Genomic DNA, 18,048 nt, shown 5'->3' on the forward strand with positions numbered 1-18,048 from the left:
GGGCGGGTGGGCGGGCACCGGAGCGAATCCCGCCACGGCTCCGGGTGCGCTCCAAGCCGTTCGTAGGAGTAGTCGCCACCGCATCCGGATCAGTTCCCGCAGGCCGCCACCGCGACCGCCAGCCCGTGCGGGGTCCTCGTTCCCGGCCGCTGACCGCGAGCGGCTCAGCGGAACCCGGTCGCGGGCGCTTCCCGCCCGCCGCTTCCGGGCAGCCGCGCCAGCTCGGCCTCCACCTGGGCGTGCTCCTCGGGCATCGCCAGCTCCGCGTACAGGGCGAGCGCGCGTCCGAGCACCGCGGCGGCCCGCTCGTGGTCACCCGCGTCGATCCGGCAACGACCTTCCCGCAGCGCCGCGTACGCCTCCAGCATCTTCGAGCCGTTCTCGACGTAGGCCGCGCCGGCTCTGGTGAACATGTCCGCCGCCTGCTCGCACTGCCCCATGCCGTGCAGGCACAGCGCGACTCCTTCGATCAGGATCACCACCAGCCGCCTGCGCGGCAGCGGCAGCTCGCCCGCGCTGTTGGCCTCCGCCTGCGCCAGCAGGTCGAGCATGACGGTCAGCGCCTCCCCGGCCTCGCCGAGCCGGAGCAGCAGCCTCCCGTACCGGTGGCGCACCGGCAGCTGGACGGTCCAGAAGTCGAACCGGGCGGACAGCGCCACGGCCCGCCGAAGAGCCTCCCGCGCGCGCTCCCCGTCGCCGAGCTTGGCGTAGATCGAACCGCAGTAGCCGAGCGCCCAGACCTGCTCCAACTCGTCACCGGCCGCGACGGCCACGCGCAACGCCTGCTCGTGGGCCGCCAGCGCGGGGATCTCCCGCCGCACCGCCCAGCCGACGAAGTTGAGCTGCTGCGCTTCGGACGACCGGTCCCCGAGCTCCCGCGCCGCCGCCACGCCCGCGCCGAAGACCTCCTCCCACGGCACGGTGAACCAGTGGTCGTCGGAGTACCAGTGCATCGACTTGGCCAGCTCCAGCACTTCCCGGTGCCAGCCGCGCCGCGCCGCCTCCCGCACCGCCGCGAGCCAGTTGGCGGCCTCCTGCTCCAGCCAGGTGCGCGCCTGGTCGAGCGAGGCGAACTCGTCGCTGCGCGCGCCGTCGGGGAAGAACACCGCTCCCGCCGCGCACGCCGTGCTCAGCAGGTGGCGCAGCACGGTCTCGGTGACCCGGTCGCGCTCGGCCTGGTCGTGCTCGGCCTCCCACCGCTCCCGCGCGAAGATCCGGATCAGGTCGTGGAAGCGGAACCTGCCCTGCTCCCCGCAGAGGAGCACCATGCTGGCGTCCACCAGCTCGTCGAGGTGGGCGTGGGTCTGCCTGGCGGTCATCCCGGTCGCCACCCGGGCCAGGTCGACGCCGAAGTCCTCGCCGGGCACGGCCGCGAGGCGGCGGAACGCCGTGCGGCCGCCGGGTGACAGGCGGCGGTAGGACACCTCGAACGCCGACCGCACCTGCAGGTCCACCGCCGACAACGAGGTGAGCCGGATGCGCTCGTCGCGCAGTTGACCGGCCAGGTAGTCCAGCGACCAGTGCGGCATGGTGGCCAGCCGCTTGCCCGCGATCCGCAGCGCCAGCGGCAGGTTGCCGCACAGCGCCGCCAGTTCCGCCGCCTCACCGGGCGCGGCCCGGACCCGGCCCCCGACGATGGACAGCAGCAGCGCGGTGGCGTCGGAGTCAGCCAGCGGACCGAGCTGGAGCCAGCGCACCCCTTCCAGACCCGCCAGCGTGCGGCGGCAGGTGATCAGGGTGCGACAGCCCGGCGCCGCGGTGAGCAACGGGCGGACCTGCGCCTCGTTGGCGGCGTTGTCCAGCAGGATCAGCGCTTTGCGCCTGCTCAGCACCGCCCGGTACACCCCGGACTGCTCGGCCTCGGTGGCCGGGATCTCGTTCTGCGGCACCTCCAGCGCCCGGAGCAACCGCTCGAAGACCGCCCGCGTCGGCAGCGGCTGCTCGTCCACGCCGCGCAGGTCGACCGCGAAGCAGCCGTCGGGGAACTGGTCGCGCATCTGCTGCGCCGCGAACGTCGCCAGCACGGTCTTGCCGACGCCGGGCTGTCCCACGATCGCCACGGCGGGATGGGCGGAGACCAGGTCGCGCAGCCGGAGCAGCTCCGCTTCGCGGCCGACCAGGTCGGGTGGCAGCGGGGGCAGCTCAGCCGCGCCCGCGGCGGTTTCCCGCGCGGTGCGCCTGCGTCCCTCCCGCGCGACGGCGAGGAACTCGGCGCGGGCGTCGCCCGCGAGCCCCAGCGCGTCGGCCAGCACCTCCGCCGAGCGGCGCTGCGCCGCGCGCGCCCGACCGCGTTCCAGTTCACGCAGGGCGCGCTCGCTGACACCGGACAACCGGGACAGCGCCCGCTGGCTGAGACCGGCCGCGCGCCGGTGCCTCAGCAGCAGTTCGCCGAACTGCGACGGGGTGTCCGTCCTGTCGTCCACCGCTCCAACCTAACCAGCGCACCAGCCGCCATCAGCACGACAGCAAACCCGCGACACCGCCCGCGCCACCCGGACGGCGCGTGTCCGCCGAGCGGGCAGGCGAAAGGACCGCCCGCGTCCGGGCTTCCGGGACACCCGCCACCGGGTTCGCCCCGCCGCGACAGAGCCTCGTCAGCTCCATCCCGCGACCCACGTGCGGGAGCGCCCGCCCGCGGTCGTCGCCGATCGTCCCCGCACCGGTGTCGGGCGCAGCTCCGGACTCGTCCCGGTCGCGCTGCCCGAACTGGGCGAGCAGGGCGTCGCGGAGCTCCTCCCGCGTCCGCACCGGCTCCACGTCCACGAGGACTTCCGCCGCGTAGAGCCGGATCAGCTCGTGGAACCGGAAGCGGCCCTCCGGCACCCGGTACAGCAGGGACACCTCGACGAGCTCGTCGAGCGGGGCGCCCACCTGGCTCGGCGGCACACCGGTGGCCGCCGCGGCGAGTTCGGCGTCGAAGCCGTCACCGGGGATCGCCGCGAGCCGCCGGAACACCCGGCGCGCGGACGGGGACAGCCGCCGGTAGGAGACCTCGAACGCCGACCGCACCTGGCGGTCACCCGCCGACAGGGAGTTCAGCCGCACCTCCTCGTCGCGCAACTGCTCCGCGAAGTGGGCCAGTGAGCAGTGCGGACGCGTCGCGAGGCGGTTGCCCGCGATCCGCACGGCCAGCGGCAGGTTCCCGCAGCAGGACACCAGTTCCAGGGCCGCCTCCGGCGCCGTCCGCCGCACGTCCTCCCCCAGTGCGGAAGCGAGCACTTCCACCGCGCTGGCCGGGGTCAGCGGCACGAGCGTCATCCGGTGCGCCGCGGTGAGCCCGCTGAGCGCGCGACGGCAGGTCACCAGCGTCATGCCGCCGGGACCGGCGCCCAGCAGCGGCCGGACCTGCGCCTCGTCGAGCGCGTTGTCCAGCAGCACCAACACCCGCCGCTCCCGCAGGAGGACCCCGAACAGCTCGGCGCGCTCGTCCTCCCCCTCCGGAACGCGGTCGCCCGGCACCTCGAGCGCGACCAGCAGCCTGCGCAGGGCCTCACGCGGCGCCACTGGCCGGTCGCCGACGCCGTTCAGGTCGATCGCGAGGCAGCCGTCCGGGAAGTTCCGCACGAGCTGGTGCGCCGCCGCCACGGCAAGCGCTGTCTTGCCCACGCCGGGCGGGCCGGTGACGACCACGACCCCGGTCGAGGACCGCGCGCTGAGCTCGTTCAGCTCCCGCAGTTCCCGCTCGCGGCCCACCAGGTCGGTGACCAGCGGCAGGGAGTGCAGCACCGCCGGGTCGACCGGCCGGTTCCGGCGGCGACGGCCCTGCTCCGCCAGTGCCAGGAACAGCTCCCGCTCGCCGCCGCTGAGCGCCAGCGCCTCGGCCAGCAGCGCGACCGAGCGCTGCTGGGCCGACTTCGCCCGCCCGCGCTCCAGCTCGCGCAGCGCGCGGACGCTCATCCCCGTCGCGCGGGCGAGGTCCGCCTGCGACAGACCGGCCGCCCGCCGGTGCCCCAACAGCGCCTGACCGAACGCAGGCATCGTCTCGTCCGCCTTGAGCACACGTGTATTCAACCGGCAGACTCCGTCCGCGGAAAACCGAGCGCTGGGCGTAACCGGACGGTCACCGCGCGGGACCACCGGTCGGCAGCCCCCCGACCAGGCGACCGACCCGGCCGACCGGCACCGCGCGCCGCGGCCGGACCGGCAGCTTTCGCCCGCCGAGAAGCTGCCGCCCGGCAGAGCTGGTGTCCAGGCAGGACGGCCGTGTTCGCTGTGGACATGAGTTCGCACACCGCCTGGCCGATCGACCGCCGCCACACCCAGGGCGGACATGCGCGTCGTGCCTCCGTCCGGGTCTCGGTTCACGCGACCGACCCGCTCGTCGCCTCGGGCCTGCGCGCGATGTTCCAGGTCGCCACCGGCGTCGAGCCGGTCGACGAGCCTGCGGAGGCCGAGGTCACGGTCGCGGTCGCCGACGCAGGCCTGCGAGAGCTGCTCCCGCCGGACATCAAGCGCCTCGTGATCATCGCCGACGACCTGCGGCGGGTCGAGCTCTGGACCGCCATCAGGCGCGGACTGGTCGTCCTGGTGCCGCGCACGGAGGCCGGCGATCAGGCGCGGCTGGCGCGTGCCGTCCACGACGCCCACGAGGGCCGGGGCGACCTGCCCCCCGAACAGCTCGGCGCGATGCTGCAAGCGCTCAAGGAGCTGCAGGAGAACGCCTCCGACCCGCGCGGCCTGGGCCCCAACGGCTTCACCCCGCGCGAAGTGGACGTGATCCGGCTGCTCGCGGACGGGTTCGACACCGGTGAGATCGCCGAGAAGCTGGTCTACTCCGAGCGCACGGTCAAGAACGTGCTGCACAACCTGCTCAGCAGGCTCAACCTGCGCAACCGGACCCACGCCGTGGCCTACGCGCTGCGCCAGGGCGTGATCTGAGGTCCCCTGACGGACGCGGGACCGGTGGTGGGGCAGGCGGAACGGGCTTTCCCCCGATCCGGGAGCCGGGGCTCCGACGGCCCCCGGCGAGATCACCACCGCGCCGGTCGGTGTGCTAGTTTCCGGCGAATGCGCGGAGCTTCTACGCACGGTGCCGCGGCGGTCGCCTTCACCAGGACGTTCGCGGCGCTCGCCGCCGCGGTGGCGTTCTGCCTCGTCGGCTCGACCGCGGTCGCCCACGCGGACACCCCGGCCCGACGCGGCCACGAGTGCGCGACCCCGTCGATCGACCGGTTCCAGCAGTGGCTCGCCTCCGGCGAGGGCACCACAGTGCCCGCCACCGGCAGCCTGCTCGTGCGCGAGCGCCACGGGTACGCGGCCAGGGTGGAGTTCCTCGGCACCGAGTGGCACGTGGCCGTGGTGTGGCTGGGCAACCAGTTCGAAGCCCAGGCCGACCTGTCCGACTCGGCCGGTTTCTGGCTGACCTACAGCGCCACCGACGACCTCTACGTCCAGTTGCGCTCCGCCTCGCGCTGGAGCGGTGGCGCCCAGTGGCTCACCCGCGTGCCCTCGACCGACGGCAGGCTCGTGCGCAGGTTCTTCAGCTTCGCCCCCGACGGCTGGACGTGGCTGCCCGAGCTGGGCGAGCCGTCGCACTCGTTCGCCTCGGCCGTGGCCGAGGCGCGCGGCCTCGTCTTCGTCGGCAAGACCCCGAACCGGCTCGCCTTCCGCGGGCTGCGCGTCAACGGCTACCGCCCGCCGTGCCGGTGAGCTGACCCCCCTTCGCCGATCACGCGCCTGTCCCGACCGGAACGGGGCGGAAGTCCGCCAGCTCGTGGACGAACCGGACGATCTCCTGGTGGCTGTCCGCCCTGTCCGGGTTCGGGAAGCGCACGTTGTGGCGGTAGTAGCGGTGGAAGGCGATGATCAGGGCGGCGTGCTCGATCGCTGTGGGCACGGCGGCCAGCTCGTCGGCGGTGAGCGGGCGGACGCTGGTGTAGCCCGCTATCAGCGCCTCGGCCCGACCGGCGGGGAGCCGGTCCCCCGTCCGGGCGAGTCCGACGACGGCCATGCCGAGGTCGAGCAGGGGGTCGTCCAGGGACGCCGTTTCCCAGTCGATGACGGCCAGGCTCGCGTCGGGGCGGACGATCACGTTGTCGGCGAACAGGTCGCCGTGCGCCACCACGGGAACGCGGTGGACGTCCTCGGCCCGGACCCGCGCCAGGCGCCCGGTCAGCCACAGGCTGAAGTCCCGGTCGGCGAAGTCGCCGATGCGGTGCCGCTGGTCGGCGGAGAGCCGCCGGGTTCCGCTGGGCAGTCCCGGCAGACCGGTGGGCACCTCGTGGAGGGTGGCCAGCACCTTGCCCGCCTCGGGCAGGAGGCGGTCGGGCAGCGGATCGAGGACGGTGCCGTCGATCCAGCGCTTGAGCACCGCGGGTTTGCCGCCCACGACCGACACCAACCGGCCTCGCGCGTCCGGGACCACTTCGGTCGTGGGCACACCGCGCTCGACGAGAGCGCGCATGAGGCGGGCCACGACCACCGCGCTGGACATGTCGTGGTTGTCCAGAACCGTCAGGACGTGTTGCCCCAGTTCCGAGCGCACCAGGAAGCTCGAGTTGGCCGCGCCGCCCGCCAGCGGCTCCAGGCGCGGGTCGGACAGCCCGTAGTCGCGGGCGAAAGCCCGGACGTCGATGTCGTCCAAGGACGTGTAAGTGGCCACGGAACTCAACTCCCTCTGACGGCGGTCATCTCCTGCCGCCGGTCCAGGACCAGTTGCCGCCACCGGGCGCCTGCCGCCGCCGCGCCGTCGACCCAGTCCGCGAGCGGCAGGTCGGCCGGGGGAGCCGTCCCCGTCATCATGTGGCTGATCTCCAACAGGTAGGCGAACTCCGCGCCGTTGACGTGCTCCCGGAGACGCGCTCGCGCGGCCTCGACCCCTCCCCCGGAGTCGAGCACCGCCATGTGGAAGCAGAGGGCCAGCCACGCGTAGGCCACCGACGAGGTCAAGCCGCTGCCCTTGGCTTCAGCCGCCACCGCGGTCGCCTCGGCGGGCAGGTCGTCGCCGTCCCCCGCGTTGCGGAGCAGCTGCGCGATCCTGACCTGCAGTTCCGCCCAGCGGATGGCGGCGCCTGCCAGCATCCGCTCGGCCCGTTCGATCTGCTCGTCGGCGCGGTGGCGGTCCTGGAACGCGGCGGCGAAGGCCAGGCACGCCTGGGCGAGCGCGGCTTCGCCGTGCTCGCCTCGGCGCAGCGCTTCCTCACGACCGTGCGCGAACGACGCGCAAGCCCTGGTCATGTGCCCGTGCGGCCACCAGATCTCCCCGGAAGCCCGGTGCCCGCGCCCCTCGGCCCCCAGCGCCTCGCAGAGGGCACGAGCCTGCCGGAAGTGGCCGAGCCTGCGGGACAGGTGCAGCAACCCGCGGGTGGCGCTGGGCGCGAGCCGCCTGCCGTGGTCCACCACCCACCGCATTCCGGCCAAGGACTCCGCGAAGTTGCCCAGGTCGCGATCGCACTCGGCGAGGAAGTAGCGCGGCAGTTCGGCGAGCTCGACGGGCAGCCGCCCCGAGTCGACCACCACGCGCAACCGCTCGGCCGCGCTCCGCCGGTGTCCGCGCTGCCTGCCCGCGATGGCGGTGAGCGCGACCGCCAGCGCGGCGGCGGGGTTGTCCTGGGCCACCGGGTCGTCGGGCACCTGGACGGAGGGCGGCGGGAGCACCACCGGCTCCCACACGCAGTCCTGGACGTAGGCGAAGGCCGCGTCGACCAGCCACGCCAGGTCCAGGTCGAAGTCGCGCGCCAACCGCAATCCCTGGAGCAGGCAGTCCACCAGCAACCTGCGGTCGGCGGTCCGGCTGCTCGCCCGCCACTCGCGCCCCAGCGCGTCGAAAGCGCGCTGGGCTGCCCGCTGCCAGTCCGCCGGGCTCCAGCGGTCCGCGCCGGTCGAGTCGGCCTCCAGGATCGCGGAGCGGACCAGGTCGTGCAGGCGGTGGGGACGGACCGCGCCCTGGTCGCTGTCGACGACGGGGCGCTCGATCAGGCGGAGCACCGGCCCCTCCTGGGACAACCCCGCCGCCGCGGCCGCCAGCGGGACGGAGAAGGAGTCCAGCAGGCTCACCGCGCGGGCGACGTGGCGCTCCTCGGTGGTGAGGTCCCGGAAGGCGCGGGCGACCAGCGCGGTGAAGTCGTGGTTGAACTCCTCGGGACGCGGCACGTCGCCCGACCGCTGGTACAGGCTGAGGAACCGCATCACCGCGAGGTCCAGGTAGAGCGGCAGCCCTCGGGAGCGGTGGGCGATCACCTCGCGGATCTCCGGCGGGATGACCGGCTTGCCGTCCCGGCTCAGCCGGTTCGCCAGGTAGGACTCGCAGTCGTCGCGGGAGAGGTGGCCGACCAGGTGCTGGCGGGGTTCCTCGGTGGCCCCGACCGCGGTCAGCGGCCAGCACCGGGTGCCCACCCAGTCCAACTGCCCCTCCAGGCGTTCGTCGTCCCACTGGAGGCGGTTGCGCCCCGTGATGACGAACAGGGCGTTGGGCATCAGCCAGACCATGCGCTGGATCAGCCGCTCGTGGTCCCGCTGCCCCCGATCGCTGACGTCCTCGAAGGTGTCGAGCAGGACCACCGGGGTGGCGGCGTGCTCGCGGGGCAGGTGCGCCAGGTCCCAGGCCAGCAGGTGGGCGCAGTAGCTCAGCACGTCCAGGTTCGGGTCCGCTTCCAGCAGGTCGGGGAGCCGGTGGCACTCGGCCAGCGCCAGCCCGTGCCGCTTGCGGTCGCGCAGGGTCCGCACCAGGGTCCGCAGCCCCTTGCCCATCAGGGCGCCGATCGTGGCGGGGAAGCCCAGCGCCTGAGCGACGTCGGCGAGCACGGACTGCATCTGGGAGGAGAGCGACCTGGCCGCCCGGTTCGACGTCGCGTACCCGCGCAGGTGCTCCTCGACAGGCTCGCCGGGGTGGTTGTGCTCCCAATAGCGGCGCAACGCGAGGTCGAAGGCGGGCATCGGGCGGCCGAGGGCCGTGAGGGCCAAGCGCACCGCGAGGACGACGGACTCGAAGTCGACGCCCGCCTGCCTGGCCAGGTCGATCCGCACCGGGACCGTCCTGGCCAGCGGCGGATCGGGCGTGGACCACTGGGACGGGCCGTCGGGCTGGCCCGCCAACTGCTCGGCGATCTCCCGCGACAGGGCGGACTTCCCGATTCCGCCGACACCGTAGAAGACCAGCACGTTGCGACGCGGCGATTCCAGGTCGTTGACGTCGAAATCCGGCGCGCCGGTGGCGGCGGTCAGGTTCTCCAGGCTCCGGATGACCGCAGCCCACTCGTCCTCCCGATCGGTGAAAACGTCCACCGCCTTGAGCTCACGGCTGTTGGAGTGGAATAGCGCCCGCAAGTCTGATCGGGACACGGCGAGCACACCCCCGTCACGTGGAAACCGGTTGAAACCGACTTTGACCTGTTCGACGATGTGAGGACAGCACACGAGGAGTTCGTGGACGCGCGCCGCCCATCCCGTCGGCACGACTGTATCGCACCAGTCCAGGAAGCCGATCCCAACCACCCACCGCCCATTGACCGCAAGAATGCGGCACGGAGTGTTCACAGAAGAATATTCATATCAATCAGCGAATCGTGGTCTCACCCGACCGGGACGATCAGTCGCTTTGCGACGATCAGCGAACGCCGGAAGCAACACTTCAAGAGGTGAGTAAGCCACCCGATCGACGGAGAACATCGACGTCAACTACTTCGTGCGAGTGATTAGGTCGGGGATCCGTCGACAAAAACTCCCGCCGGGGAGCAGCATTGCTCTCTCCAGTCGACACGAGTCGACGCCGTCATGCGCTCGCTCGCCGCCGCGCTACACCTCGGTACACCGCGATACACCGCAGCACGGCCCGCGAGCGGTCCGACCCGAAGGGAGCTCGATGGTCGCACCACAGGACTCGCCCTCCGGTCGCCCCCCGCCGCGCGGCGCGCGCATCGCCGCCGAGGTCGTTCCGCGCCTGCGGCGCGAGGGTTTCGCTTTCGTCGAGCCCGAAGAGGTGCTCGAGTGCACCGGCTGCCCCGATGCGTGGCGGAATTTCGGCACCGCGTGGGAGCGCCTCCCGGTCGACGGCTACCTCAGGGAGGGCGAGAGGTTCCGCAGCAGGAGGTACGGACGGTTCCGGATCTCCTCGGACAGCGGTTTGCGCGAGCGGCCGCACGGCCCCTACCACCAGAGCCTGCAGCACAACGGCTACGCGGGCGGCATCCAGCGGCACTACTCCGCCATCGAGGCGGCGACCAGCGATCATCGGATCTTCACCGCTCTGGTCGAATTCGACTGCACCGTGGTGTCGCAGGCCCTGTCGCACACCGGCGCGTGGGAGATCGAGGTCCACCTCTTCCGCATCACCAGCGGCGGTCCTCCCGCCACTCCCACGCCGGAAGGCGTGCACCGCGACGGGAACGACGCCTTCGCGGTGCACGTGGTGGACTACCGCTGCCGCGGTGGGGCCACCAGGATCTACTCGTTGGACGGTGAAGTCCTCCACGAGCGGACCATGACCCGGCCCGCCGAAACGCTTTACGTGGACGACGCCAGGGTTCTGCACGACGTGACCCCGATATGCCCTCGGACGAATGACGTCGCGGGCACCCGAGATGTCATGATCGTGGACTTCCACCGCGGCGGGCCGGGGGCGTGACCCGCCGCGGGCGGCGGACCACCCCGCGGTGCGCCGGGGTGGTCCGCGCTCACAGCGCGGGCGCGCCCCACTGCGCCACCGGCGTCATCGTGGTCATCGCGCTCTCCTCGCGCACCGCGCCCAGCCGCGCGATGCGCTCCCGGTGCTCCGCGCTGCGCTCGTGCTCCCGGAACGCCTCCTCGTCGACCCAGTCGCTGAACACGTAGTAGGTCGCCGGGCCGTCGGCTCCCCCGGCGTCGGCGCGGAACACCCGCTGCCCGAGGTTGCCGGGCCGGGCCGCCACCGCCGCCGCGACCTCGGCGATGACCTCCTCGAACACCCCGGTGCCGCCGGGCCGCACGCGCATCCTCAGCATGACCCGGTACACGGCTCACACCCCTCCGTCGACGTCGAGGGTCGCGCCGGTGACGTAGCCGGACAGGTCGCCCGCCAGGAACAGGATCGCGCCCGCCACCTCCTCCACCCGCCCGAGCCTGCCCAGCGCGGCCTTGGCCTCGTAGGCGCAGCGGCGCTCGGCGGACAGCGCCGCGGTGGCCTCGGTCTCGATGATCCCCGGCGCCACCAGGTTGACCCGGATGCCGCGCGGCCCCAGCTCCTTGCACAGCGCCCTGGTCAACCCGGCCAGCCCGGCCTTGGACGCGACGTAGTGGGCGGCGGCGGGCATCCCGGCCCGCGCCACGCGGGAGCCGACCAGCACCACCGACGCCCCCTCGCGCAGCAGCGGCAGGGCGTGCTGCACCAGGGTGAACGGGCCGGTGAGGTTCGTGGTGACGGTGCGCTGCCACTCGGTCAGCGACAGCTCGCCCAGCGGGTGGTGGCTGACCGTGGCGGCGTTGCTCACCACGACGTCCAGCCGCCCGTACCGCGCGCCCGCCTCGGCCACCAGGTCCGCCACCTCGCGCGGGTCGGCCACGTCGGCGCGCACCACGTGGTGGTCGCCGCCGGTCTCCTTGAGCGCGACCTCCAGCGACGCGGCGGCTTCCTCGTCCCGCCGGTAGCACGCCATCACGTTGGCGCCCGCCGCGGCCAGCGCCAGCGCGGCGGCCCGGCCGATGCCCCTGGTCCCGCCGGTCAGCAGCGCGGTGCGCCCGGTCAGCCCGTGGTCCATCACACCGCCTCCCACGAGTAGAACGGCTCGGCCATGGCGTCGCGGGGGCTGCGCCAGTCCGGCGAGTAGGCGCGCACATAAGGGCTCAGGCGCGTGTTCACCTGCTGGAACAGCGGGTCGTCGCGCAGCGCCGTCACCCCCGCGCCGATGTCCTGCTCGGACTCGATCAGGTGCAGGTACAGGTCGTGGAAGCGGAACAGCGTGCGGGCGGAGGCGCCGAGCCGGTGCGGCAGCTCGGTGGCGTCGGACTCGGCGAAGATCTCCGCGATCACGCCCGCGTGGTCGGGGTTGAACCGGGCGACGATCAGGCTTCGGTACATCGGGGCTCCCAGCGGGTCACGGGTGGGCGCGGTCGGCGATGAGGACGCGCATCGGGACGTTGGGCAGGCGGTGCACCGCGGGCGCGGTGAACCCGGCCGCGGTGAGCATCCGGTCGTAGGCGCGTTCGGTGTGCACCTCCCCCGCCGTGGTCCAGGCCAGCATGAGGACCGAGAACAGGTAGGGCGCCGGGTCCCGGTCCGGCGGCTCGTCGGTGAGGGTGAACCCGACGACGACGAGCCTGCCGTCGGGCTTGAGCGCCCCCGCGACCCTGCGCAGCAGCTCGGTGGCGCGCTCCTCGGAGAAGTGGTGCAGCACGTTCGTCACCAGCGCCACGTCGTAGGGGCCGCCCAGGGGCTCCTCGAACATGTCGCCGGGGATGTGGTGCACGCGGTCGCGCACGCCCAGCCGCTCGGCGTGCCCGGCGGCGATCTCCAGCACGTGCGGCCAGTCCAGGTCCCACACCCGCACCGACGGATCCCGCGCGGCCAGCGCGTAGCCGTACAGGCCGTGCCCGCAGGCCACGTCGAGCACGTCCACGGACGGCCGGGCGGCCATCCACCCGGCCAGCTCGCGCGCGACCAGGTCGGCCGTCGGGCCGGTGGCGGCGGTGGCGTGGGTGGCGAAGTCCTGCCAGTAGCGGAAGTCCGGCGTCTCGGCCTGCTCCCGCACCACCGTTCCGCCCGTGCGCACCGCCTCGTCCAGCACCTTCAGCGCGTCCCACTCCCAGTCGCTGGCCAGCACGTGGACCAGGTTGGCCACCGATCCCGCGCTGCCGCTGACCAGCCACTCCCGCGCGCCGGGGGCGAGCGAGAACACGCCGTCGGCCACTTCCAGCAGCCCGATGGCGGCCAGCGCGTTGAGCAGGATCAGGCCGCCTCTCGGGTCGAGGTCCAGCTGGGCGGAGACGTCCCCGGCGGTCAGCGGCCCCTCGGCGAGGCAGTCGAACACGCCCAGCCGGATGCCGGTGCGCAGCAGGCTGGTGTTGCGGTACCCCTGGATCAGGTCGAAGACGCGGTCCTTGGTCAGGTGCGGCGACGCGGTCGCGGTCATGCCGGGTGGTCCTTTCACGCCGGTCGGGCGGCCAGCACCTGCTCCACCAGCGAGGTGGAGTGCGCGCCGTCCCGGAAGAGGGGGTGGTCGAGGATTTCGGAGAGGAACGGGATCGTGGTGCTGATCCCCTTGCCGGACACCCGGAACTCGGCCAGCGCGCGCCGCATCCGGGCCAGCGCCTGCTCGCGGTCGGGCGCCCAGGTGATCACCTTGGCCAGCAGGGAGTCGTAGTCGGGGGTGATCCGCATGCCTGCCCGGCCGTGGGTGTCCACCCTGGTGAACGGCCCGCCGGGCGGTTCGAACTCGGCCAGCACGCCGGGCGCGGGCGCGAAGCCGCGTGCCGGGTCCTCGGCGTTGACCCGGCACTCCACGGCCACGCCGCGGCGCACCACGTCCGCGGCGGTGAAGCCCAGCGGCCTGCCCGCCGCCACGAGCAGCTGCTCGCGCACCAGGTCGACGCCGGTGGTCACCTCGGTGACCGGGTGCTCGACCTGGATGCGGCAGTTGACCTCCATGAAGGTGAACTCGCCGTCCGGGCCGACCAGGAACTCGAAGGTGCCCGCGCCCACGAACCCGGCGGCGAGCGCGCCGCGCACCGCGGCTTCGGCCATCCGCTCCGCCAGCTCGGCGGGCAGGTGCGGCGCGGGGCTCTCCTCGATCAGCTTCTGGTGCCTGCGCTGCACCGAGCAGTCCCGCTCGCCCAGTGCGACGCCGTTGCCGTGCGCGTCGCACAGGACCTGCACCTCGACGTGCCTGGCGGTGTCCAGGAACCGCTCGACGTAGACGCTGCCGTCGTCGAAGGCGGTCCGCGCCGCGGCACGGGTCCGCCGGTAGACCGCGGTGAACTCGCGCGGGTCGCGCACCACGGCCATGCCCCGGCCACCCCCGCCCGCGGCGGCCTTGACGATGACCGGGTAGCCGATGTCGTCGGCGACCCGCTTGGCCTCCACCGCGCTGTCCAGCGCGCGCGTGCTGCCCGGCTGCACTGGCAGGCCCGCCGCGGCCATGAACGCGCGGGCCGCCGCCTTGTCGCCCAGGGCGCGCAGCACGCGGGCGGGTGGGCCGACGAAGGTGATGCCGTTGCTCTCGCAGACCTCGGCGAAATCGGCGTCCTCGGACAGGAACCCGTAGCCGGGGTGGATCGCCCCGGCGCCGGTGCGCACCGCGGCCTCGATCACCGCGGGCACGTTGAGGTAGCTGTGCCTGGCCGAGGGCGGGCCGATCTGCACGGACTCGTCGGCCAGCCGCACCACCGCCGAGTCGCGGTCGCAGGTGGAGTGCACCGCGACCGTGCGCAGACCCAGCTCCCGGCAGGTGCGGGCGACCCGCAGGGCGATCTCGCCCCGGTTGGCGATCAGCACGGTGTCGAACACGCGGACGCCTTTCACAGCAGCAGACCGACGATGACGGCGTTGACCGCGAGCGAGGCGATCACCAGCACCGCGCGGACGGTGTTCCACTTGCGCCACGTCTCGCGCGGATCGGTCTCGGCGAAGTCGGCGGGCAGCGCGTCCGCGTCCAGCGCGGCCAGCCGCCGGTTGATGGGCGCGTTCTTGGTCACCGCCACGAGGACCGCCTTGAGCTGCAACGAGGACGCGACGATGCACAGCACGTGGGTGGCTGTGGTGGGCGCGGAGAACCCGGCCACGCCGTTGAGCACCGCGCCCGCCGCGAGCAGGGCGGGCATCAGCGGTTCCAGCCGCGGCAGCAGGAGCTGGTGCAGCTGGACCGCGCGGTCGGCGGGCAGCGCGAGGCGCACCGGCGCCACGCCGACCACGGAGACCAGCAGCCCGCCCGCGGTGAGCCCGTTGGCCAGCAGGCAGAGGGGGATGAGGATCTGGAACATCGCGGTGCGCCGACCTCCCGGTCAGGGACGCCCGGCGGGCGCGGCGTCCGTGGACACTCCTCGGACACGCCTGGGCGGTGTCCGGCCGCCGATGGTGGTCCCCCCGGCTCGAAGCACCGTCGTGCGCGCCGCCGGCGGACCTCCATCCGGGCACCACGGCTTCCCCAGCGTTTCTCCACGGAGGTCGGCGACGGTGGGTGGCCACTGGCCCGCGTGAGAGGAGTCCCGTTGCCCCGACCCAGGATCACGAAGGTGGCGGCCGAGGACGTCACCCCCAACCGGCGCCGCGGCGGCGAGCTGCGGGTGGTGCTCGGGCCCGCGACCACCGGCGCGACGACCGGTTTCCTCGGCGTGCTGAGGATGGCGCCCGGCGAGTACGTCAGCGAGCACTACCACCCCTACTCGGAGGAGTTCCTCTACGTCGTCGCGGGCGCGCTGACCGTGCGGGTCGACGGCGAGCCGGTCGAGCTGGCCGCGGGCGAGGGCCTGCTGGTGCCCAAGGACGTCCGGCACAGCGTCCGCAACAGCACCGGCGAGCCCGCCGAGGCGGTGTTCCACCTGTGCCCGCTGGCCCCCCGGCCCGAGCTCGGTCACGTGGACACCGAGCCGCTGCCCGCGCCCGCCCAGCCGCAACCCGACGTCGGCGGCGTCCGATGAGCGCACGGCGCGCGGTGGTCACCGGCATCGGCGTGGTCTCGCCGGGCGCGGGCGACACCAAGGCGTTCTGGGAGCTGCTGATGGCCGGGCGCACCGCGACCAGGACGATCTCCACGTTCGACGCGAGCCCGTTCCGCTCCCGCGTCGCCGCCGAGTGCGACTTCTCCCCGGCCAAGGAGGGGCTGACCCCGCAGGAGATCCGCCGGATGGACCGGGCCGCGCAGTTCGCCGTGGTCGCCGCCCGGCAGGCGGTGGCCGACAGCGGGGTCGAGTTCGACCCGCCCGAGCGGGCCGGTGTCGCGATCGGCAGCGCCGTCGGCTGCACGATCGGCTTGGAGAGCGAGTACGTGGTGGTCAGCGACGGCGGCCGGGACTGGGTGGTGGACCACCGGTTCGGCGTGCCCCAGCTCTACGACTACCTGGTGCCCAGCACCTTCGCGGCCGAGGTCGCGTGGGACTGCGGCGCGCTGGGGCCCGCCGCGACGATCTCCACCGGCTGCACGTCCGGGTTGGACGCCATCGGCCACGGCGCGGCCCTGGTCGAGGAGGGGTCGGCCGACGTGGTGGTGGCGGGCGCGACGGACGCGCCGATCTCCCCCATCTCGGTGGCCAGCTTCGACGCGATCAAGGCGACCTCGCCCAACAACGACTGCCCCGAGCACGCCTCCCGCCCGTTCGACCTGAACCGGGACGGCTTCGTGCTGGGCGAGGGCGCGGCGGTGCTGGTGCTGGAGGAGCGGGAGCACGCGCGGCGGCGCGGAGCCCACGTGTACGCCGAGGTGGTCGGGTTCGCCAACCGCAGCAACGCCTTCCACATGACCGGGCTCAAACCGGACGGCCGCGAGATGGCCGAGGCGATCACCAGGGCCATGGCTTCGGCGCGGATCGGCCCGCAGCGCATCTCCTACGTCAACGCGCACGGCTCGGGCACCAGGCAGAACGACCGGCACGAGACGGCGGCGTTCAAGCGCAGCCTCGGCCCGCGCGCCTACGAGGTGCCGGTCAGCTCCATCAAGTCGATGATCGGTCACTCGCTGGGCGCGATCGGCGCGCTGGAGATCGCCGCGTGCGCGCTGGCCCTGGAGCACCAGGCCGTGCCGCCGACGGCCAACCTCACCACCCCCGACCCGGAGTGCGACCTGGACTACGTGCCGCGCACCGCCCGCGACGCCGACCTGGACGTGGTGCTCAGCGTGGGCAGCGGGTTCGGCGGCTTCCAGTCGGCGATGCTGCTGGCCCGGCCGGGGCGGGTGGCGTGAGCGGCCGCGCCGGGCTGGTGGTGACCGGGCTGGGCGTCGTGGCGCCGACCGGCACCGGGGTGGCGCGGCACTGGGCGGCCACGCTGGCCGGGCGCGGCGGCATCGGACCCATCACCCGGTTCGACGCCAGCGGGTACCCGGTGCGGCTGGCGGGCGAGGTGCGCGGGTTCGACGCGAACGAGCACATGGCGACGAAGCTGGTGCGGCAGACCGACCGGTGGACGCAGTTCGCGCTGTGCGCGGCGGAAGCGGCGCTGCGGGACGCGGGCGCGCACCCGTCGCAGGAACCGGGGCTCGACGAGTACGACATGGCCGTGGTGACGGCCAGTTCCAGCGCGGGCAACGAGTTCGGCCAAGCCGAGCTGGGCAGGCTGTGGTCGCGGGGACCGGAGCACGTCACCGCCTTCCAGTCCATCGCCTGGTTCTACGCCGCGACCACCGGGCAGACCTCCATCAGGTTCGGGATGCGCGGGCCGTGCGGGGTGGTGGCCACCGAGCAGGCGGGCGGCCTGGACGCGCTGGCCCAGGCCCGCCGGGTGGTGCGGGCGGGCGCGCGGCTGGTCGTCACCGGCGGCACGGAGGCGCCGCTGTCGCCGTACGCGCTGGTGTGCCAGCTGTCCACCGGGATGCTCAGCCGGTCGGACGACCCCGAGACCGCCTACCTGCCGTTCGACCCGCGCGCGAACGGGTACGCGCCGGGCGAGGGCGGCGCGGTGCTGGTGGTGGAGGACGAGCGCAGCGCGCGCGAGCGCGGCGCGGCGCGGTGCTACGGGCGGATCACCGGCTACGGCGCGACGTTCGACCCGCGCCCCGGTTCCGGTGGGGAACCGGGGTTGCGCCGGGCCGCGGCGCTGGCGCTGGCCGACGCCGGGCTGTCGCCGAAGGAGGTGGACGTGGTGTTCGCCGACGCGGCGGGCGTGCCGGAGCTGGACCGGGCCGAGACCGACGCGCTGGTGGCGCTGTTCGGTCCGCGCGGCGTGCCGGTCACCGCGCCGAAGACGATGACCGGGCGCCTGTACGCGGGCGGGGCCGCGCTGGACGTCGCCACCGCCCTGCTGTCGGTCCGGGACGGCGTGATCCCCCCGTCGATCAACGTCCGGCCGAGCCCGGACATCCCGTTGGACCTGGTCACCGAGGCCCGGCCGGGACCGGTGCGCACCGCGCTGGTGCTGGCCCGCGGGTTCGGCGGGTTCAACGCGGCCGTCGTGGTCGGTGCGCCGTGAGCGGCGCGGGCAGTGAGGAGTGC

General features: G+C 73.7%; 16 protein-coding genes. 6 read left to right on the top strand and 10 right to left on the bottom strand.

Annotated elements, in window-relative coordinates; all coding sequences use genetic code 11:
- Positions 1 to 164: 164 nt before the first annotated feature.
- Positions 165 to 2,423, bottom strand: a complete 2,259-nt coding sequence (locus JOF41_RS16710) for an ATP-binding protein (protein WP_189225190.1) — start codon at positions 2,421 to 2,423, stop codon at positions 165 to 167.
- Between the two features lie 31 nt (positions 2,424 to 2,454).
- Entirely contained in the window at positions 2,455 to 3,978 is a 1,524-nt protein-coding gene (locus JOF41_RS16715; protein ID WP_189225189.1) for an XRE family transcriptional regulator, read from the bottom strand.
- A gap of 240 nt (positions 3,979 to 4,218) precedes the next feature.
- Here JOF41_RS16715 and JOF41_RS16720 point away from each other — a divergent pair, with 240 nt between their 5' ends.
- On the top strand, positions 4,219 to 4,878 hold the full coding sequence (locus tag JOF41_RS16720; protein ID WP_189225188.1) for a helix-turn-helix transcriptional regulator: 660 nt from the start codon (positions 4,219 to 4,221) through the stop codon (positions 4,876 to 4,878).
- 129 nt (positions 4,879 to 5,007) lie between these two features.
- On the top strand, positions 5,008 to 5,649 hold the full coding sequence (locus tag JOF41_RS16725) for a hypothetical protein (RefSeq protein ID WP_209620074.1): 642 nt from the start codon (positions 5,008 to 5,010) through the stop codon (positions 5,647 to 5,649).
- Positions 5,650 to 5,668: 19 nt separating this feature from the next.
- On the opposite strand, the gene JOF41_RS16730 is transcribed toward JOF41_RS16725, so the two are convergent.
- Both JOF41_RS16730 and JOF41_RS16735 read right to left on the bottom strand, forming a co-directional pair.
- Complete coding sequence (locus tag JOF41_RS16730; RefSeq protein ID WP_209620076.1) at positions 5,669 to 6,601, bottom strand: phosphotransferase; 933 nt, start codon at positions 6,599 to 6,601, stop codon at positions 5,669 to 5,671.
- Positions 6,602 to 6,606: 5 nt separating this feature from the next.
- Positions 6,607 to 9,279, bottom strand: a complete 2,673-nt coding sequence (locus JOF41_RS16735) for a P-loop NTPase family protein (protein WP_209620079.1) — start codon at positions 9,277 to 9,279, stop codon at positions 6,607 to 6,609.
- A gap of 520 nt (positions 9,280 to 9,799) precedes the next feature.
- On the opposite strand from JOF41_RS16735, the gene JOF41_RS16740 reads away from it, so the two are divergent.
- Positions 9,800 to 10,561, top strand: a complete 762-nt coding sequence (locus tag JOF41_RS16740; RefSeq protein WP_189225184.1) for a 2OG-Fe dioxygenase family protein — start codon at positions 9,800 to 9,802, stop codon at positions 10,559 to 10,561.
- 49 nt (positions 10,562 to 10,610) lie between these two features.
- On the opposite strand, the gene JOF41_RS16745 is transcribed toward JOF41_RS16740, so the two are convergent.
- The 6 genes from JOF41_RS16745 to JOF41_RS16770 are packed head-to-tail and all read right to left on the bottom strand — an operon-like array spanning position 10,611 to position 14,886.
- A complete protein-coding gene (locus tag JOF41_RS16745; RefSeq protein ID WP_209620082.1) occupies positions 10,611 to 10,928 on the bottom strand; it encodes an antibiotic biosynthesis monooxygenase family protein in 318 nt (105 codons plus the stop codon).
- Between the two features lie 3 nt (positions 10,929 to 10,931).
- Positions 10,932 to 11,669 (bottom strand): SDR family oxidoreductase, encoded by a 738-nt coding sequence (locus JOF41_RS16750; protein WP_189225182.1) that lies wholly within the window; start codon positions 11,667 to 11,669, stop codon positions 10,932 to 10,934.
- A complete protein-coding gene (locus JOF41_RS16755) occupies positions 11,669 to 11,989 on the bottom strand; it encodes a TcmI family type II polyketide cyclase (protein WP_189225181.1) in 321 nt (106 codons plus the stop codon). Before JOF41_RS16755 ends, JOF41_RS16750 begins: the two co-directional genes overlap by 1 nt.
- Positions 11,990 to 12,005: 16 nt before the next feature.
- Entirely contained in the window at positions 12,006 to 13,040 is a 1,035-nt protein-coding gene (locus tag JOF41_RS16760) for a class I SAM-dependent methyltransferase (RefSeq protein WP_189225180.1), read from the bottom strand.
- A gap of 14 nt (positions 13,041 to 13,054) precedes the next feature.
- Positions 13,055 to 14,413 carry an acetyl-CoA carboxylase biotin carboxylase subunit gene (locus tag JOF41_RS16765; RefSeq protein ID WP_189225179.1) on the bottom strand — a complete coding sequence of 453 codons (1,359 nt, stop codon included), beginning with the start codon at positions 14,411 to 14,413 and terminating at the stop codon, positions 13,055 to 13,057.
- Positions 14,414 to 14,424: 11 nt separating this feature from the next.
- Entirely contained in the window at positions 14,425 to 14,886 is a 462-nt protein-coding gene (locus tag JOF41_RS16770) for an anthrone oxygenase family protein (protein WP_189225178.1), read from the bottom strand.
- A gap of 228 nt (positions 14,887 to 15,114) precedes the next feature.
- On the opposite strand from JOF41_RS16770, the gene JOF41_RS16775 reads away from it, so the two are divergent.
- Genes JOF41_RS16775 through JOF41_RS16785 form a run of 3 tightly spaced genes read left to right on the top strand, consistent with a single transcriptional unit; the run spans position 15,115 to position 18,025 of the window.
- Positions 15,115 to 15,543 carry a cupin domain-containing protein gene (locus tag JOF41_RS16775; protein WP_189225177.1) on the top strand — a complete coding sequence of 143 codons (429 nt, stop codon included), beginning with the start codon at positions 15,115 to 15,117 and terminating at the stop codon, positions 15,541 to 15,543.
- Complete coding sequence (locus JOF41_RS16780) at positions 15,540 to 16,802, top strand: beta-ketoacyl-[acyl-carrier-protein] synthase family protein (protein WP_189225176.1); 1,263 nt, start codon at positions 15,540 to 15,542, stop codon at positions 16,800 to 16,802. Before JOF41_RS16775 ends, JOF41_RS16780 begins: the two co-directional genes overlap by 4 nt.
- Positions 16,799 to 18,025 (top strand): ketosynthase chain-length factor, encoded by a 1,227-nt coding sequence (locus JOF41_RS16785; RefSeq protein WP_189225175.1) that lies wholly within the window; start codon positions 16,799 to 16,801, stop codon positions 18,023 to 18,025. The genes JOF41_RS16780 and JOF41_RS16785 overlap by 4 nt, the downstream gene beginning before the upstream one ends.
- Positions 18,026 to 18,048: the final 23 nt, after the last annotated feature.

It is taken from the genome of Saccharothrix coeruleofusca (assembly GCF_017876325.1).
Taxonomy (GTDB): Bacteria; Actinomycetota; Actinomycetes; order Mycobacteriales; family Pseudonocardiaceae; genus Actinosynnema; species Actinosynnema coeruleofuscum.